Annotated in this window: 8 protein-coding genes and 2 pseudogenes; 7 read left to right on the top strand and 3 right to left on the bottom strand. The window is 70.8% G+C overall.

Going from position 1 to position 15663, the window contains the following annotated elements; translation table 11 throughout:
• Nucleotides 1-901 precede the first annotated feature (901 nt).
• The gene (locus tag F9C11_RS35900) at nt 902-1876 is read left to right on the top strand and encodes an LLM class flavin-dependent oxidoreductase (RefSeq protein WP_409181801.1); all 975 of its coding nucleotides are present in this window, start codon (nt 902-904) and stop codon (nt 1874-1876) included.
• Nucleotides 1877-1924: 48 nt separating this feature from the next.
• On the opposite strand, the gene F9C11_RS35895 is transcribed toward F9C11_RS35900, so the two are convergent.
• Together F9C11_RS35895 and F9C11_RS35890 are read right to left on the bottom strand one after the other, a co-directional pair.
• Nucleotides 1925-4000: a PQQ-dependent sugar dehydrogenase gene (locus tag F9C11_RS35895; protein ID WP_409181800.1), complete on the bottom strand. Its 2076-nt coding sequence runs from the start codon at nt 3998-4000 to the stop codon at nt 1925-1927.
• A 176-nt stretch (nt 4001-4176) separates the two neighbouring features.
• Nucleotides 4177-4617 (bottom strand): PPOX class F420-dependent oxidoreductase, encoded by a 441-nt coding sequence (locus tag F9C11_RS35890; protein WP_409181799.1) that lies wholly within the window; start codon nt 4615-4617, stop codon nt 4177-4179.
• A gap of 77 nt (nt 4618-4694) precedes the next feature.
• Between F9C11_RS35890 and F9C11_RS35885 the strand changes: the two genes are divergently transcribed.
• Genes F9C11_RS35885 through F9C11_RS35875 form a run of 3 tightly spaced genes read left to right on the top strand, consistent with a single transcriptional unit; the run spans nt 4695 to nt 11443 of the window.
• A complete protein-coding gene (locus F9C11_RS35885) occupies nt 4695-6158 on the top strand; it encodes a hypothetical protein (protein WP_409187045.1) in 1464 nt (487 codons plus the stop codon).
• A complete protein-coding gene (locus F9C11_RS35880) occupies nt 6158-6961 on the top strand; it encodes a hypothetical protein (RefSeq protein WP_409181798.1) in 804 nt (267 codons plus the stop codon). The genes F9C11_RS35885 and F9C11_RS35880 overlap by 1 nt, the downstream gene beginning before the upstream one ends.
• A 12-nt stretch (nt 6962-6973) precedes the next feature.
• Nucleotides 6974-11443: a hypothetical protein gene (locus tag F9C11_RS35875; protein ID WP_409181797.1), complete on the top strand. Its 4470-nt coding sequence runs from the start codon at nt 6974-6976 to the stop codon at nt 11441-11443.
• A gap of 40 nt (nt 11444-11483) precedes the next feature.
• Here the strand turns inward: F9C11_RS35875 and F9C11_RS35870 are convergent, their stop codons facing one another.
• Entirely contained in the window at nt 11484-12464 is a 981-nt protein-coding gene (locus tag F9C11_RS35870; protein ID WP_409181796.1) for a YncE family protein, read from the bottom strand.
• A gap of 109 nt (nt 12465-12573) precedes the next feature.
• On the opposite strand from F9C11_RS35870, the gene F9C11_RS35865 reads away from it, so the two are divergent.
• The 3 genes and pseudogenes from F9C11_RS35865 to F9C11_RS35855 all read left to right on the top strand — a co-directional run.
• Nucleotides 12574-13470: a LysR family transcriptional regulator gene (locus F9C11_RS35865; RefSeq protein WP_409181795.1), complete on the top strand. Its 897-nt coding sequence runs from the start codon at nt 12574-12576 to the stop codon at nt 13468-13470.
• Between the two features lie 9 nt (nt 13471-13479).
• Nucleotides 13480-14154, top strand: a pseudogene (locus tag F9C11_RS35860) (DNA glycosylase AlkZ-like family protein); the annotation flags it as partial.
• A gap of 360 nt (nt 14155-14514) precedes the next feature.
• Nucleotides 14515-15159: pseudogene (locus F9C11_RS35855) on the top strand (winged helix DNA-binding domain-containing protein); the annotation flags it as partial.
• Nucleotides 15160-15663: the final 504 nt, after the last annotated feature.

Raw genomic sequence — 15663 nt, 5'->3', positions numbered from 1 at the left:
TGGGGTGGGGTTGGCCTAAGCCCTGCTGCGGTGGGTTGGATGGGGATGGTCTGGCTTCGCCGCGGTGGTTGGGGCGGGGATGGCTTGGCCCTGCTGCGGTGGGTTGGGTGGGGGATGGCTTGGCTTCGCCGCGGTGGTTTGGACGGGGATGGCCTAAGCCCCGCCGCGGTGGTTTGGACGGGATGGCCTAAGCCCCGCTGCGGTGGTTGGGTTGGGGGACGGCTTGGCCCCGCTGCGGTGGGTTGGGGTGGGGACGGCCTGGCCCCGCTGCGGTGGTTTGGACGGGGATGGTCTGGCTTCGCCGCGGTGGTTGGGCGTGGGAGTGGCCCCCTGGCGGTTTGCGGCTTCTCGGCGGGGAGCCCGCTGCGCCCGGTCGCGTTGGTCTGGGCGGCCTGCCTGCTCCCTTCGCGGTGGCTTGCGACGGCGGAGCAGTCCCGCTTCGGAAGACCAGCCGCGGTCGCCCGGGACCTGCCCGATCGTCGGCGGGAGTCTCGTGAGTGCCTATGCCGGTTCTTACCGGCAAGAACACTCACGAGGGTGCGCCTACCGAAGAAACTCGCCGCGCTGGCCGAGCACGGCATCATCCCTTGCTCCGCGAACCTTCCGCTACGCCTTCAGCAGCACACCCCACCTCACCCTGCGTTTTCCGCAGCACATGCCCGCCTCACCGCCGGGTCCGCCCCACCCCGTCTCACCCTGCGTTTTCGCGGCGCCTACCCGTCCCGTCCCGCCGCCGAGCCCACCCCACCCACTCCATCTCACCCTGCGTTTTCCGTGGCACCTCCCCGTCCCGCCCCGCCGTCGAGTCCACCCCACCCGCCGAGCCCGCCCGGCCGTCAAGACTTCGTCCACAGTGGACAAATCACCCCCACCACACCGCGGTGTTCGCTACCGTGGAGGCATGATCGATCTGCCGCTCTCCGCACTTGAACTCGCGCTGGTCGAAGCCGGGCAGTCGGCCACCGCGGCGCTCGAACCGCTCTCCTCTGTCGCGCGCAGGGTGGACGACCTCGGCTACCGCCGGCTCTGGTTTGCCGAGCATCACGGTTCCCCGGCCATCGCCAGTGCCTCCCCGCAGGTGCTCGCGGCGCACGCGGGCGCGGTGACGTCCCGGGTCCGCGTCGGGTCCGGCGGGGTTCTCGCGCCCAATCACGCGCCGTTCGCGTTGGCTGAGCAGTTCGGCACCCTGTCCGCGCTCAACGGCGGCCGGGTCGATCTCGGCGTCGGGCGCGGGCCGGGCGCGCTCGATCCGGACATCATCCGGGCGCTGCGCCGCGGGGCCGAGCCTGCGCAGGAAGCCGACTATCACGCCGATGTCGACGAGCTTCTGAAGTATCTCGGCAGCGACAAGGTGCTTCCCGGCGGCGTGACCGTGCCGGAGCCGTGGCTGCTCAGTTCCAGTCCGGCGGGCGCGGAGGTGGCGGCCGAGCGCGGGCTGCCGATCGCGTTCGCGCATCACATCCGGCCGGACAACACCGCGCCCTCGCTGGAGCGGTACCGGGAGAAGTTCCGGCCCTCGAAGTGGCGTTCCGCGCCGTACGTGCTGCTGTGCGTCGAGACGATCTGCGCGGACACCGAGGCCGAGGCCGAATACCTGTCCGGGCCGATGAACGTCCTCAAATCCCACCTGCTCACCGGCGGCGGGGGAGATCAGCCGATGCTCACGCCGGAGGAGGCCGCGGGGTACGAGTTCGCGCCGGAGATGGTGCCGCAGCTCGAACACTTCCGCGCGGCGCAGGCGTATGGCGAGCGGGAGCAGGTCCAAGCCCGGCTCGCGGAGCTGGCGAAGCAGACCGGCGCGGACGAAATCATGGTCACCGTGCCGGTTTTCGACGCGAAGGCGCGCATCCGCTGTTACGAGCTGCTGAAAGAATGAGGTGCGGCAGGGGTGACCGGCGCCGCTCCGGTCACCCCTGCCGCGGCTTTATCCGGCGAGTGCCGCGCCGGGGAACTTCAGCTGCACCACCACGTTGTCGATGGTGTCCGGCGTGCCGCCGAGCTTGTCGTTGTTCGTCGAGGTCACCCACAGGCGCCCGTCCGGCGTCTTGGTCACCGAGCGCAGCCGGCCCCAGCGGCCGGAGAACACCGCGGACACGCTGCCGATGCTGTCGCCCTTGATCTGCGTCGCGAACAGCTGCTTGCCGGTCACCGCCGCGATGTAGATCCAGTCGTTCACGATCTCGATGCCCGACGGTCCGGCCTGCGAGGTCGGCCACGTCTTCTTCGGCGCGATCGTCCCGCTGCAGTCGCCGATCGTGCCCTCGCAGGCCGACCAGCCGTAGTTGCCGCCCTTCTGGATCAGGTTCAGCTCGTCCTGGCTGCTCTCGCCGAACTCCGACGACCACAGCCGCCCCTGCGAATCCCAGGCCAGGCCCTGCGGATTGCGGTGCCCGTAGCTCCAGACGTATCGCGCGTTGCCGCCGGTGGCGTAGAACGGGTTGTCGCTCGGCGCGGACCCGTCCGGGTTGAGCCGCAGGATCTTGCCGTTGAGCGAACTCTTGTTCTGCGCGTTGGCCTTGACCTTCGCGTCGCCGACGGTGGCGTACAGCTTGCCGTCCGGGCCGAACGCGATGCGGCCGCCGTTGTGGTACTGGTTCTTCGACATGCCGGTCAGCACCGGAGTGGTCGTCTTCGACAGCGTGGTGCCGTCGTAGGTGACCTTCACGATCCGGTTGTCGCTGGACGACGTGTGGTACAGGTACACCGCGTGGTCGGTGTTCCACTGCGGCGAAATCGCCAGCCCGAGCAGCCCGCCCTCGCCGTTCGTGGTGACCACGCCGGGGATCTTGCCGAGCGTCGTCTTCTTGCCGTCCGGGGTGATCTGCAGCAGTTCGAACCGGTCCCGCTCGGTCACCAAGGCGTTGCCGTTCGGCAGGAAACCGACCGCCCAGCCGAGGTCGACCTTCGCGATGTCCTTGTCGTACGACGGGATTCCGCCGCCGGAACCGCTGCTGCTGGTGGTTTTCGCGGTGATCGCGTTGCTCGCCGCGGAGGCGTTTCCGTTGGGGTCACGCGCTTTTACGGTGAACGTGTACGACGTGTTCGGCTTGAGGTCGGTGACCGTCGCCGACGTCTGCGTCGTGGTCGAGACGACGTTGCCGCTCTGGTACACGTCGTAGCCCGCGATCGAGCCGCGGTCGTCGGTGGAAGCCTTCCAGGACAACGAAATGCTGTCCGAAGTGCTGCCGGTGACCTTCAGCGAACCGGGCACGCTCGGCGGGGTTTTGTCGTCGCTGGGCGGGGTTTTCACGCCGACGACATTGCTCGGCTGGGATGGGTTGCCCGCCGCGTCGTAGGCGATCACCGAGATGTCGTACGACGTGTTCGGCGTCAGCTGGTCGACGGTCGCCGACGTGGTCTTGCCGTCCACGACCTTCAGCGTGTTGCCGCCGCGGTTGATCTCGTACCGCGTGACGCCGACGTTGTCCGTCGCCGGGTCCCAGCGGAAGTCCGCCGCGGTGGGCCGGATGTTCGACGCCTGGAAGTTCTTCGGCGGCGTCGGCGGCTCGGTGTCGGCCGGGGCGGAGAAGCTGTCGGTGAGCTTGTCGGTGTTGGGCCCGCCGTTCGCGGACGCCGAAACGGTGCGCACGTGGTTGACGCCCGCGGTGAGCTGGACGGTCGCGGTGACGGGCTTCCACGTCGTCCAGGAACCGGTGCTGGGGAAGGAAACCGTGCCCTTGTCGCCGCCGTCGACCACGAGCTTCATCGGCCGGTCGTCGGCGGTTCCGTTGGCGTAGCGGAAAGTCAGCGTGTGCGTGCCGGCCTGTGCCGCGTTGACCGAGTAGTCGGCGTAGCTGCCGACGAGGTTTTCGAAGTCCACGAATCCCTTGCCGGAGTAGCCGGAGTGGTTCGTGGCGATCTTGGCCTGGGAGAGCGTCGCGTCTTCGGACTCGTAGTCCCCGGTGGCCGCGGTGGCGGTCACGGGGATCAGCAGTGCGCAGCCGAGCGCGGTCGCCGCGGTACCGGCGAACAGCGCGCTCAACGTCGAGCGTCGTGCCACGGGGGCCTCCTGCGTGAGGGGGATCGGGGCGGCGGCGGGGATGAAGTCTTCGTTAGGAAACTTTCCTATTTATGGGGACAGATCACACACCCTCGGCAGCGCGGTGTCAATAGTGCGATGGCGGCATTACGCTCCGCAGCCGAAGCCGCGGAGCGTCCTCCGAGGGAACGGGCGGGTCAGAAACCGGCGATGTCCGCCCGCGCGATCACCTTCGTGATCCTCGCCCGGACGAGGGATTCTTCCGGGACGGCGTTGCGCTTGCCGTAGGCCGGGCCGTTCTCCTCGCCCATGTACCGCGCGCCGAGCCGGGTGGCCCACTCCAGCATTTCGTCCAGGTCGTGGTGCAGTTCCGCCTCGGCGGTGAACTGGACGTAGGAGAACGGCGGCCGCTGGTCGTCCACGGCGAGCGAGATCCGCGGGTCGCGGCGCAGGGCCTTGCCTTTCAGCGTGTCCGTGCCGGTGGTGAAGATCAGCTCGTCGCCGTGAGGCCCCTCGTTCAGCAAGAACCAGACGGGCGTGACGACCGGGGCCCCGTTGGCCCGCACGATCCCCAGCATCCCGGTCCGCGTGCCCTCGCTCGCGAACTTCCACCACTCCGCCCTGGTCATCTCCCGCATGCCTGCCACGCTAGCCGTCCGCGTGTGCGGGCGCTCGGCCGGGCCGACTAGCCTGACCTGCTGTGCGATACGACGAGATGGGCGCCGCCGGGCTCGCCGACGAGGGGCTGACCCGTCGGCTGAAGGCGCTCGCCTGCACCGCGCCGTTGCACGACCTCGACGCGCGGAAGGCGAAGCTCGACTGGGCCGACGCCACGGTGTACCAGATGGCCGAGATCGCGCTGCACACGATCGACCAGGTCACCATCGCGATGGACTTCGACACCGGGGCCGGGCACGACCAGGTGATCGACCGGCTGCTGCCGTTCATCTCGCTGCAGGCGCCGTCGCGGACGCCGGAAGAGCACGTGCGCGTGGCCAAGTGGGTGCTGGACAACCTGATCAACGTCGGCACCACCGACCGCGGCTTCCGGCGCGTGTACGGCTCGCTCGGCCCCGGCGGCTACCAGCGTCGCCAGTTCGACTTCAAGCTCCTGGTCGAGCTGGCCGCCCCGGACGGCGAGGTGTACCTGCGCGCCACCGACGAGGCGATCAACGTGCTGGTCGGTGCGCTGGACACGGACGTCGAATCGGCGCAGATCGCGGCCGAGGTGAAGCTGGAGAACCTGATCAACCGAGGCCGCCTCGCCGACGCGAAGCTCGCCGCGGAGCAGGCGCGCTACCGCACCGTGCAATACGGCGAGACGCTGCGCGCGAAGCTCGACGCGACCCGCCGCGACGTGCGCGCGGTCGACTGGGAGCAGGAGGTGCCGGAGCTGATCGAATCGGCGCTCGGGCACATCGAGTCCCGGTTCCGCGCGGAGAACGCGATCCTCAAGAACATCACCACCGCGCGCGACGAATCCGAGGACCCCGACCACAAGCGCCGCGCGGCCGAGCTGGTCGACATCGTCGCGGACTGCATCCGGCGGCACACCCGGCTCCAGTCCCGGCTGGCCGACGCCGGTGCGGTCTTCCGCGCCGAACAGGACCGCCAGCAGTTCTCCGGGCCGCCGCAGCGGGCCACGATCGACCTGTTCGGCCAGCTCCTGATGCCGACGCTCGGGCTGCCGCTCGCCGACGCCACCGCGCCCGCCGAGCACTTCTTCCACGCCGTCGCCGGGATCACGACGCCGGTCGTGCCGTCGCTGTCGTCGCTGGTGTCGCTGCTGCTGCGGCCCGCCCCGGAACGCGACCAGCTGGTCGGCGAGGTGCCGGAACCGGAGCTGGTGCCCGCCGAGGTGACCGACCGGTTCGGCGACGACGTGTGGCGCCTCGCCGACGAACTGCTCGACCTGCCCGACGTGCCGCGCCGGCTGTCCGGGCTGCTGGAGGACGCGCGCCGCTCCGGGCAGCCGAACCTGGCGTCCCTGGTCGCGCTGCGTGCCCTGCACGCTTACAGTCCCGAGGTCGGCGCGGCGCGCCGGCAGGGGGAACGCCACGTGCTGCTCGCCGTCGACGACGGCACCCTGCTCGACGACCCGGAGTTCGGCGGCGCGGATCTGCTGCTGTCCACCGCGGAGGTCGAACGAGCGGACGACGAGACCGAGGAGGTCGCCTGATGCCGGTGACGCACACGAGCGTCGACGCCGAGGCCGCCGCGCGCCTCGTCGCGTTCGGGATGCGCCCGAAGCAGCTGCCCGCCCGCGACGTCGTGTACGGCGAGCTGGTGCGCCGTTACGGCGAGGACAACGCGTTCAAGGCGCTGACCCATGCGGTCGCGTCCGGGCTCGGGCTGATGGTGCTCGAGGTGACGCAGCAGGCCGGCTGCGTGCTCGCGGCCACCGACGAGTCCGTCTTCGAGATCAAGATGGACAGCTACGCGCGGCAGGCCAAGATCCGCGAGCGGCGCGAGACGGAAAAGGTGCTGCACGGCCTGATTCACCTCGCGACGGCCGCGCTCGGCTATCCGCGGCCGGACGACCTGGCCAACGACACGTACATCGGCCGCGTGAGCGTCGAGCAGGTCGACGCGATGGTCCGCGAAGCGGCGCGCGTGCTCGACGAACGCGCGCAGCTGGCCGAGGTGAACAACGACCCGCTGGCCGACGCGCCGGAGCTGGAGCAGGCGTGGCGCGCGTACGCTCGGCGTCCGGCCGCCGCGGCGACGAAGGACGGCCGGATGGCGGCGGACACCACGCGCGGCATGGTGTCGCGGGCGCTGCGATTCCTTGCCGACCAAGGCTTTCTGGTGCCGGTGAGCGACGAACAGGGCGGCACCTACCGCACGACTCCGCGGTACCAGATCCAGGTGCGCGAGCTGGCCGCGGACGCCGCGTTCGACGACCTGCTCGCGCTCGGCGTCGTCGCGGTCGCCGGGCCCGGGGGGACGCTGCGCGCGACGGCCTCGGACACGCTGCAGTAAGAGGGGAAACGGATGTACGAGCTTTCGCGGGTCCGCCTGCATTCGGTGGGCCCGGCGGGCGCCCGGTACCAGGACGTGGTGCTGGACTTCAGCGGCGTCGGGGCCGAGATCACCGCGCCGAAACAGGACGCGCTGTTCTCCGCGGGCATCCACGCCGGAGGACCGGTGCGCCGCCCGTCTCCGGCGAGCGTGCTGTTCCTGGAGAACGGCGGCGGCAAGTCCGTGCTGATCAAGCTGATCTTCTCGGTGATGCTGCCCGGGCGGCGCCAGGTGGTCGGCACCACGAGCACGAAGGTGCTGGAGAAGTTCGTGACGGCCAAGGACGTCGCGCACGTGGTGCTGGAGTGGCTGCACGTCGAGACCGGGCAGCGGGTGATCACCGGCAAGGTGTCGGAGTGGCGCGGGCACGTGACGTCGGCGGACTCGGAGAACCTGGTCGACTCCTGGTACTGCTTCCGCCCGACCGCCGAGCTCGGCCTCGATTCGCTGCCGCTGACCGAGGACGGCAGGCTGCTCACCATGTCCGGCTTCCACGACCGGATCGCCGGCGCGGCGATGGCCGAACCGGAGCTGGAGCTGTTCTGGACGCGCCGGCACCACGAGTGGACCGGACGGCTCGACCAGCTCGGCCTCGACACCGAGCTGTTCCGCTACCAGCGTGCGATGAACGCGGGCGAGGGCGAGGCGGCCGACGCGTTCCAGTTCTCCACCGACGAGGCGTTCGTGGAGTTCTTGCTGCGCGCGGTGCTGTCCGAGGACGAGCCGAAGGACCTCGCCGAGGTCGTGTCGACGTATGCGAACAATCTGTCGCAGCGCGGCGATCTGATGGCGGAGAAGGAATTCGTCGAGGGAGCGCTGGAACTGCTCGGTCCGCTGGCCGAGGAGGAAGGCGTCGCGGCGGCTTCGCGGCGGATCGCCGAATCCGCGCGGGAGGACCTCAGCGAGCTGGCCGGGCGGATCCACGCGCGCAACGAGCTGGAGAACGCGCGGCTGTCCGGCCTCGAAGAGCACGTCGAGGAGGTGCGGACCGCGGAGAAGCTCGCCGAGGGCGACCATCGGCGGCTGACCGCGGGCGTCACCGAGCTGCGGCGGCTGGTCGCGGTGCTGCGGCTGGAAGAAGCGCAGATCGAACGCGAGCGCGTCGACGGCGAGCTGGCCGAGGCGAAGACGCAAGCCGAAGCGTGGCGCGAAACCGCGACCGTGCTGAACCGGTTGAACGCGGCGCGCAAGGCGAAAGACCTGCGCGAGCTGGTCGGAAACCGCGAGGAGAAGGCGAAACCGGCGCTGGCCGCGCGGGATGCGGCGGCGGTCGCGTTGGGGCGCGGTCTGCTTTCGCTGGCGCGGGATGCCCAGCGACAGGCGGACAAAGCCGAGGCGCACGCGGACGCGTTGCGCGCCGAAGCGGAGAAGGCGCAGACGGAACGGGACGAGGCGGCGAATCTGGCTGCTGGCCGTCGCGCGGAGGCGCGCGGGCTGTCGTCGCGGATCGCTGAGCTGCGCGAGGAAATCTCCGAGTCTGTCCGAAGCGGACTGCTGCCGGCCGGGGCGGACGTGGCGGAAGCGGCCCGGTCCGCGCGGGCGGAAGCCGAGGCCGCGGCGGCGGAATCGGTTCGCCGGGAACAGGAACTCGACCGGGTCGGCGAGGAGCTGCAAGCGGCGCAGCGTGCGGTGAACGAGGCGCACCAGCTCGCCGGGTCCGCTCAGGACCGGCTCGTGCGCGCTGCCGAAGACCTCGAACGCGCGCACCGGCGGACCGACGCGCTGGCCGCGGAACCGCGGTTGATGGAGCTGCTCGGCGCGGACGACGTCAAGCTGGAGAGCGACCTTCCGGTGCTGCTGCAGCGGTTGCGCGACGCGAGCGCCGCGGTCGAGAAGGAACAGACCGCGCTGCGGATGGAGGAGCAGGCCGACGAACGGGCGCTGGCCGCGCTCGGGTCGGGCGGGCTGCTGCCGCCGCCGGAGGACGTGCAGGCCGCGCTGGACGCGTTGGAGCAGGCCGGGATCACCGCGTGGTCGGGCTGGCGGTATCTGTCCAAACTGGACTCCGTGCGGCGCGACGAGGTGCTGGAGCGGATGCCGCAGCTCGTCGCCGGGGTGCTGCTGAACGACGCGGCGCAGGTGAAGCGGGCGCGTGAGGTGCTGGAGGCTTCCCGGCTGCTGCCGAGCGCGGTCGTCGCGGTCGGCACCACGGACGCGTTCCAGGCGGCGGATGTTCCGGCTGCGTCGGGGGTCGAGTTCCTCGTGCCGCCGAACCCGGCGATGTACGACGAGGAAGCCGCCGACACCGAGCGGGAAGCCGTGGCGCAGCGGCACGCGGAACGGCAGCGCCGGCTGGAGCAGCTGTCGGAGTCGCTGGCCGCCGACGGCGCGCTGACGTGGAAGCTCACCACCTGGCGCGAGGACTACCCGGCCGGTGCCATCGGGACGCTCGCCGAGCAGGCCGAAAGCGCTCGGGTTGCCCGGGAGACCGCGCAGACCGCACTCGCGCAGGCTGAAGCGGAATTCGCCCGGTTGAGCGAAAAAGTCACCGCTTTGCGGGAGCGGGTTCCCGCGTTGCGGACCGCTGCTGCCGAAGCGGAGGAGAAGGCGCGTCGGCTCGGCGAACTCGCTACGAGGGCGGCGCGGGTCGCGGAGTGGACCGAAGAAGTCGAGCGGGCAACGGAAATCGCGGAACGCGCGGAGACGTCGGCGGCCGAGGCGTCGGCTCGGGCGGCGCGGTTGCGCGAGCAGGCGGCGGAGGAGCAGCGGACCGCTGACGGACACCGTCGCACCGTCACCACCGCGCGGTCCGAGCTGGCCGAGGTGCCGGGCGCGGCCGAGCTGCCGGAGGACGTCGAAGCACCTTCGGAACCGGTGGACGCGTTGCGGCGCACCTTCGCGTCGGCTTCGGAGGCGTACGCGAAGGTCGAGGTCGGCAGCGATCTCCGGGCCGAGCTGGAGCAGGCCGAATCCGCCGAAGCCGCGGCGTCGTCCGCCTTGGAAGCGCTGGACGAAGAGGTCCGGGTGCGCGCGGCGGCGTTGCTGGAGACGCCGGACGGTTCGGACGCGTCCACCCGGGCCGCGGCGTTGGCGCGGGCGCGGCGAGTCGTCGACGCGCTGGAGGAGGAGCGCACCGAGGTGATCGGCCTGGTGTCGACGCGCCGGGCCGAGCTGGACGTGCTGCCGTTGCAGACCGGCGTCGCCTCTCCGGCCGAGCGGCCGCGCGACATCGAGCACGGCCTCGAGCTGATCGACGCGGCTTCGCTGGAAGTGTCCGCGGCGGCCCGGAAATGGGAAGAGCTGCAGGAACGCCGGGCAGCGGCGGAAGCGACGCTCGACGCGGCGAAGGCTTCGGCGTCCGGCTTCGGCCTGCTCTCGGAATCGTTGGCACACCTGCGTTCCGAGGAGCCGGCCGAGGCCTACGACGGCGATGTCGAATCCGCGCGGACCCGGTACAACCAGCTCAACACGGTCCTGAACGACGCGCAGGCGGCGGCCGATTCCGGCGATCGCCGGGTGCGCGCGGCGGCGGATCAGCTGGCGCAGTACGCGACCGAGAAGCGGTTCGAAAAGCTCAGCACGCCGGTGCGGCAGCAGGTGATTTCCGTGAAGCGGGACCAGCTTCCGGCGCACGCGGCGGAATGGAGCGAGGCGCTGCGGCCCCGGCTGCGGACGCTCACCGACGACCTCGCGCAGATCGACCGGCACCGCGGCGGCATCATCACGCGGCTGCAGGGCATGGTCGAAGGCGCGTTGCGCACTCTGCGGTCGGCGCAGCGGGTGTCGCGGCTGCCGGACGGCCTCGGCGACTGGTCCGGCCAGGAGTTCCTGCGGATCCGGTTCACCGAGCTGGAAGACCATGTGCTGGCGGAAAAACTGGGCGAGGTCGTCGACGAGGCGGCCGCGGGCAAGACCGCCGACGGCCGCGACGTGAAGCGCGACGGGCTGTCGCTGGTGCTGCGCGGGGTGCACGTCGCCGCGCCCAAGGGGTACCGGGTCGACATGCTCAAACCGGACTCCGTGCTGCGCACCGAACGCCAGCGGGTGTCGGAAATCCGCGACGTGTTCTCCGGCGGCCAGCAGCTGACCGCGGCGATCATCCTGTACTGCACGCTCGCCGCGCTGCGCGCCAACAACCGGGGCAAGGCGCGGAACCGGCATTCGGGCGTGCTGTTCCTGGACAACCCGATCGGCCGGGCTTCCGCCGGGTACCTGCTGGAACTGCAGCGGGCGGTGGCCGAAGCGCTGGGCGTGCAGCTGATCTACACGACGGGCCTGTTCGACGCGGGCGCGCTCGCGGAATTCCCGCTGATCGTGCGGCTGCGCAACGACGCGGACCTGCGGGCCGGGCGGAAGTACCTGTCGGTGGACGCGACGATCCGGAACTCCCTCGACGACCTCGGCGATCCGGACGGGGTGGCGCGGCTTTCGGCGACGCGGATGTTCAGCCGCACTTCGCCGTCTCCCTCGGCGGAGCCGTCGGAGGAAGAACAACTCGCTTGACGGGCTGGCTGGCGCGCGGTCCGTACCGCGCGCCAGCCGGTCAGCCGACGGGAACGTACGCCAGCCCATGTCCGCCTGGCGCCCCGGCCGTCTTCGTGTCCAAAGTGGTCACCAGCGTCCGGGTCTCGAGGTCGATGACCTCTACCGCGGTCGAAGCCGCTCCGGACACGAAGGCGACCCGTCCGTCCGGATCGGACAGAATGGCCAGCGGGAACTCCGTTTTCAGGTCGATGGATCCGAGGAATTCGTTGCTGGCCGCGGAAAACGCCAGCAGCCGCCCGCCCAGCTCGGCGGCCAGCACCTCGCCGGACGCCGTGCTGTGGACCGGCAACACCGGATGTTCCGTCGGCAGCAGGGTTTCGGACGCTCCGGTGACCGCGTCGAACACCCGGATCCCGGGCGCCGCGCGGACCGGTTCGGTGCCGTTGTCGAGATACGGCACCGCGACGTACAGCCGCTTGCCGTCCCGGGAAAGCTCCAGCCCCTCGCTGCCGGGAACGGCGATTTTCTCGATCTCGCCGCTGTCCAAGTCCACAATGGACACAAACGGCGCTTCCTTGTTGGTCACGTACCCGAGCCGCCCGTCCGGGCTGATCGCGACCCAATGCGGCCCCGGCGCGCCGGTGGCGAGATGCCTTAGCGGCCGTCGCGTCGCGGTATCGACGACCACAAGACCGCCCTCTTGCTCTGGACCGGCCTCGACGGTGACGTACAACAGCCCGCGCACCGGATCGAGCGCCAGCCCGTGCGGCGCGTGCTCCGGCGAAAGGTCGACAACCTCCAGGATCTCGCGCGAATCCGGATCGATCGCGGTCAGCTCGGTCGCTCGGTCGCCGTGGCGGTGATAGGCGCCGTGGCGGTACGCGCTCGCGCACCAGACGACCCGGTGGACCGGGTCGAAGCAGAGGTCGTGCGGCTGGGCGGGCACTGCGACCGTGCCGAGGTGCTTCCCGGACCCGACGTCGAAGAACGCGACCGCCGGCCCGTGCGCTCCCGCGACCGCGAGTATCGCTTCTCGCATAGGTGTTCTCCCCTTTCGTTCGGCTCTACTTTGGGCTGCCGCGGATTGCCCGTCGATGCAAGAATCGGCACGGAATTCTTCCGCTGAACGCAAACCTTCCGGAGCGGCCATGGACCTCAACCTCTTGCGCGTGCTGGACGTGCTGCTGCAGGAAGGCAGCGTCACGCGCGCCGCCGCCCGGCTGGGCAGCTCGCCCGCCGCAGTGAGCCGCACGCTCGCGAAACTGCGCCGCGCCGCCGGTGATCCGCTCCTGGTGCGCGCAGGCCAAGGCCTGGTCCCGACCCCGCGCGCGCTGGAACTGAAGGACGAAGTCGCCGCCCTCGTGCACCGCGCCGACCGCATCCTGGCTCCGGGCCCCGGTTTCACTCCCGCGGACCTTCGCCGCACCTTCACCGTCCAGGCCGCCGACCTGGTGGTCAGCGGCCTCGCTGCCTCGTTGACCGCCCGCATCCGCGCCGAAGCCCCGCACGTTGAGGTCATCTTTGTCCCGGAGTCCACAGAGGACAGTGGAGCGCTGCGCGACGGCCGGGTAGACCTCGAAATCGGCGCCCCCGGGCATCACGACCCGGAAACCCGCACCGAACCCCTGCTGCGCGCTGAAGTGATAGGCATTGCGCGGCAAGGAAATCCGCTCTTCGACGCGCCGATGGACCCGGCCCGCTTCGCCGCCGCCGAGCACCTCGGCATCTCCCGCCGAGGCAAACAGCAAGGCCCGATCGACACCGCCCTCGCCCGGCTGGGCTTGCGCCGCCGGATCGCCGCGGTCGTCCCCGGACATCCGAGCGCGCTGATCCTGGCCAGCGAAAGCGATCTGGTGACCATCGGCATCGAGGGCTGGCTGGAGCCGTTCCTGACCGCGCTGGGCCTGCGAACCTTCCCCATCCCGCTCGACCTGCCGCCGATCGAACTGGGCCTGGCCTGGCACCCGCGGACCGCCGCCGACCCCGCTCAGCTCTGGTTCCGTGCCCGCGCGCGCACCGCCATGCTCGCCAGTTTTGCTTCCTGACCAGCGTAGATGCGTTTTCTGTCGGACCCTCCTGGTAGAACTCGGAGGGTGAAGATGACCCTCGCCCAACGCCGGGCGCGCCTCGGCGTTCGCCACCGTCTCGCGCAACGGGCGACGACCGTCGAGGAAGCAGTCGACGGCGTCGTCGCACTGCACGCCACCGATCCCGCTTCGGTGTACCTGTCCGCCTGGTCGCGGGTAAGCGCGGTCTCGGTCGCCGACGTCGAAGACGCGCTGTACTCCCGACGCACCCTGCTGCGAATCCTGGGAATGCGGCGCACGGTCTTTGTCACCGACGTCGCCACCGCCGGTGTGGTACAAGCTGCGTGCTCGTACGACATCGCCGCGCGGCAACGCCGCCTGCTGGAGAAGCAGCTGGGCACCCAGGGCTATCCGGAGAATGTCCCGCGCCCGGGGGAATGGCTGGACGAGGTCATGGCGAGTGTGGAGAAAGCGTTGCGCGCCAGAGGATCGGCAACCGCCCAGCAACTGGCGGACGACGAACCGCGCCTGCGGCAGCAACTGCTGATGGCGAAGGGAAAACCGTACGAGTCGATCGGCAACGTGACCAGCCGAGTGCTGTTCCAGCTGGCCGCGGAAGGCCACATCGTGCGCGGCCGCCCGAGGGGGAGCTGGCAGAGCACGCAGTACCACTGGTCCCCGATGGCTGATTGGCTGGCGGGTAGTGCCGGTGTTTCGGCTTCTGACGGGGGAGGCAGGCCGGGCCGCTCTGGATCCAGTGCTGCTCGCTCTGGTGCTGGCGCGGCTGGCGGTTCCGCTTCTCGTGTTGCCGATGGGGCAGCTGTCTCTGGTCCTGGTGTTGGCGCGGTTGGCGGGTCTTCGTCTCGTGCCGCCGCTGGTTCTGCTTGCGGTGGGGAAGCCGTGCCGGGCCGCCTCGAATCCGGTGCTGCTCGCTCTGGTGTGGGCGTGGTTGGCGGGTCTTCGTCTCGTGCCGCCGCTGGTTCTGCTTGTGGTGGGGAAGCCGTGCCGGGCCGCCCCGAGCCCGGTGCTGCTCGCTCTGGCGGTGGCGTGGCTGGCGGGTCTTCGTCTCGTGCCGCCGCTGGTTCTGCTTGTGGTGGGGAAGCCGAGCTGGGCCGCCCCGAGCCCGGTGCCGCTCGCTCTGGCGGTGGCGCGACTGGGAGCACCGGTGACTGGCCAGGCCTCTCCGAAGACGAAGCCCGCGCCGCACTGGCCCGGCGATGGCTCTACGCCTTCGGTCCCGCCCCGGTTGCCGACCTCCGCTGGTGGACCGGCTGGACCGCGGGCCAAACGAAGAAGGCCCTGACCGCCGTGGCCCCCGCCGAGGTCGACCTGGACGGCGAACCCGCGATCGCCCTGCCCGGCGACCTGGCCCCGGTCGCCGCTCCCGACCCGTGGGTCGCCCTGCTCCCGGCGCTGGACCCGACCGCGATGGGCTGGCAGTCCCGGGATTGGTACGTCGGCCCGCACCGCGCCGCCTTGTTCGACCGCAGCGGCAACATCGGCCCGACCGTCTGGAGCGACGGCCGGATCGTCGGAGCCTGGGCACAGCGCCCGTCGGGGGAAGTCGCGGTCCGCCTGCTGGAGGACATCGGAGCCGAAAAGACCGCCGCGGTGGACGCCGAAGCCGCCCGGCTGAGCGACTGGCTGGGGGAGGCGCGAGTGGTGCCGAAATTCCGGACCCCGGCGGAGAAGGAGCTGTCTGGATAGAGCTTCGTGCCGGGGCCGGAAGGAGCGCTGTCGAACGGCTCGGGCACCGGACTTCCTGGCGACTGGGGTGCCTGACGCCCTACCGTTGCGCACCCGGACGAGTCTCTCGCGGGCGGACCGATCGGCCGCCCGCAAGCAAAGCTGCTTGTTCGCCTTGAACGAGTTCAGGATCTTGTCCTTGCCCGCTGGCGTCAGGTTTTGGGATCCGTCGACCACCCCGGACCCCGGACCCGCGGACCCCGCTGCCCGAGCCGTGCTGCTCGCTGAGCGGTGGTCCCCGTCGAGGGGTGCTGCCTGCCGAGGGGTGGTGTCCGCCGAGCGCGCTGCCTGCCGAGGGGTGGTGTCCGCCGAGCGCGCTGCCTGCCGAGCGATGCTGTCTGCTGAGCAGTGCTGCCTGCGGGCGGTGCTGCCCGTCGAGCCGTGCTGCCTGCTGAGCGGTGCTGCCTGCGGGGCCGTGCTGCCTGCCGAGCGGCGCTGCTCGCCGAGCGGTGGTGTCTGCCGGGC

This window comes from Amycolatopsis sp. VS8301801F10 (assembly GCF_046195355.1).
GTDB lineage: Bacteria > Actinomycetota > Actinomycetes > Mycobacteriales > Pseudonocardiaceae > Amycolatopsis.
Note: the sequence above shows the minus strand (reverse complement) of the source record. Positions and strands in the feature narration are given on the sequence as shown.

Excerpts from the sequence above, each read along its gene's own strand:
- F9C11_RS35900 (WP_409181801.1), top strand. The coding sequence starts at position 902 with ATGATCGATCTGCCGCTCTCCGCACTTGAACTCGCGCTGGTCGAAGCC.
- F9C11_RS35890 (WP_409181799.1), bottom strand. The coding sequence starts at position 4,617 with ATGCGGGAGATGACCAGGGCGGAGTGGTGGAAGTTCGCGAGCGAGGGC.
- F9C11_RS35885 (WP_409187045.1), top strand. The coding sequence starts at position 4,695 with ATGGGCGCCGCCGGGCTCGCCGACGAGGGGCTGACCCGTCGGCTGAAG.
- F9C11_RS35880 (WP_409181798.1), top strand. The coding sequence starts at position 6,158 with ATGCCGGTGACGCACACGAGCGTCGACGCCGAGGCCGCCGCGCGCCTC.
- F9C11_RS35875 (WP_409181797.1), top strand. The coding sequence starts at position 6,974 with ATGTACGAGCTTTCGCGGGTCCGCCTGCATTCGGTGGGCCCGGCGGGC.
- F9C11_RS35870 (WP_409181796.1), bottom strand. The coding sequence starts at position 12,464 with ATGCGAGAAGCGATACTCGCGGTCGCGGGAGCGCACGGGCCGGCGGTC.
- F9C11_RS35865 (WP_409181795.1), top strand. The coding sequence starts at position 12,574 with ATGGACCTCAACCTCTTGCGCGTGCTGGACGTGCTGCTGCAGGAAGGC.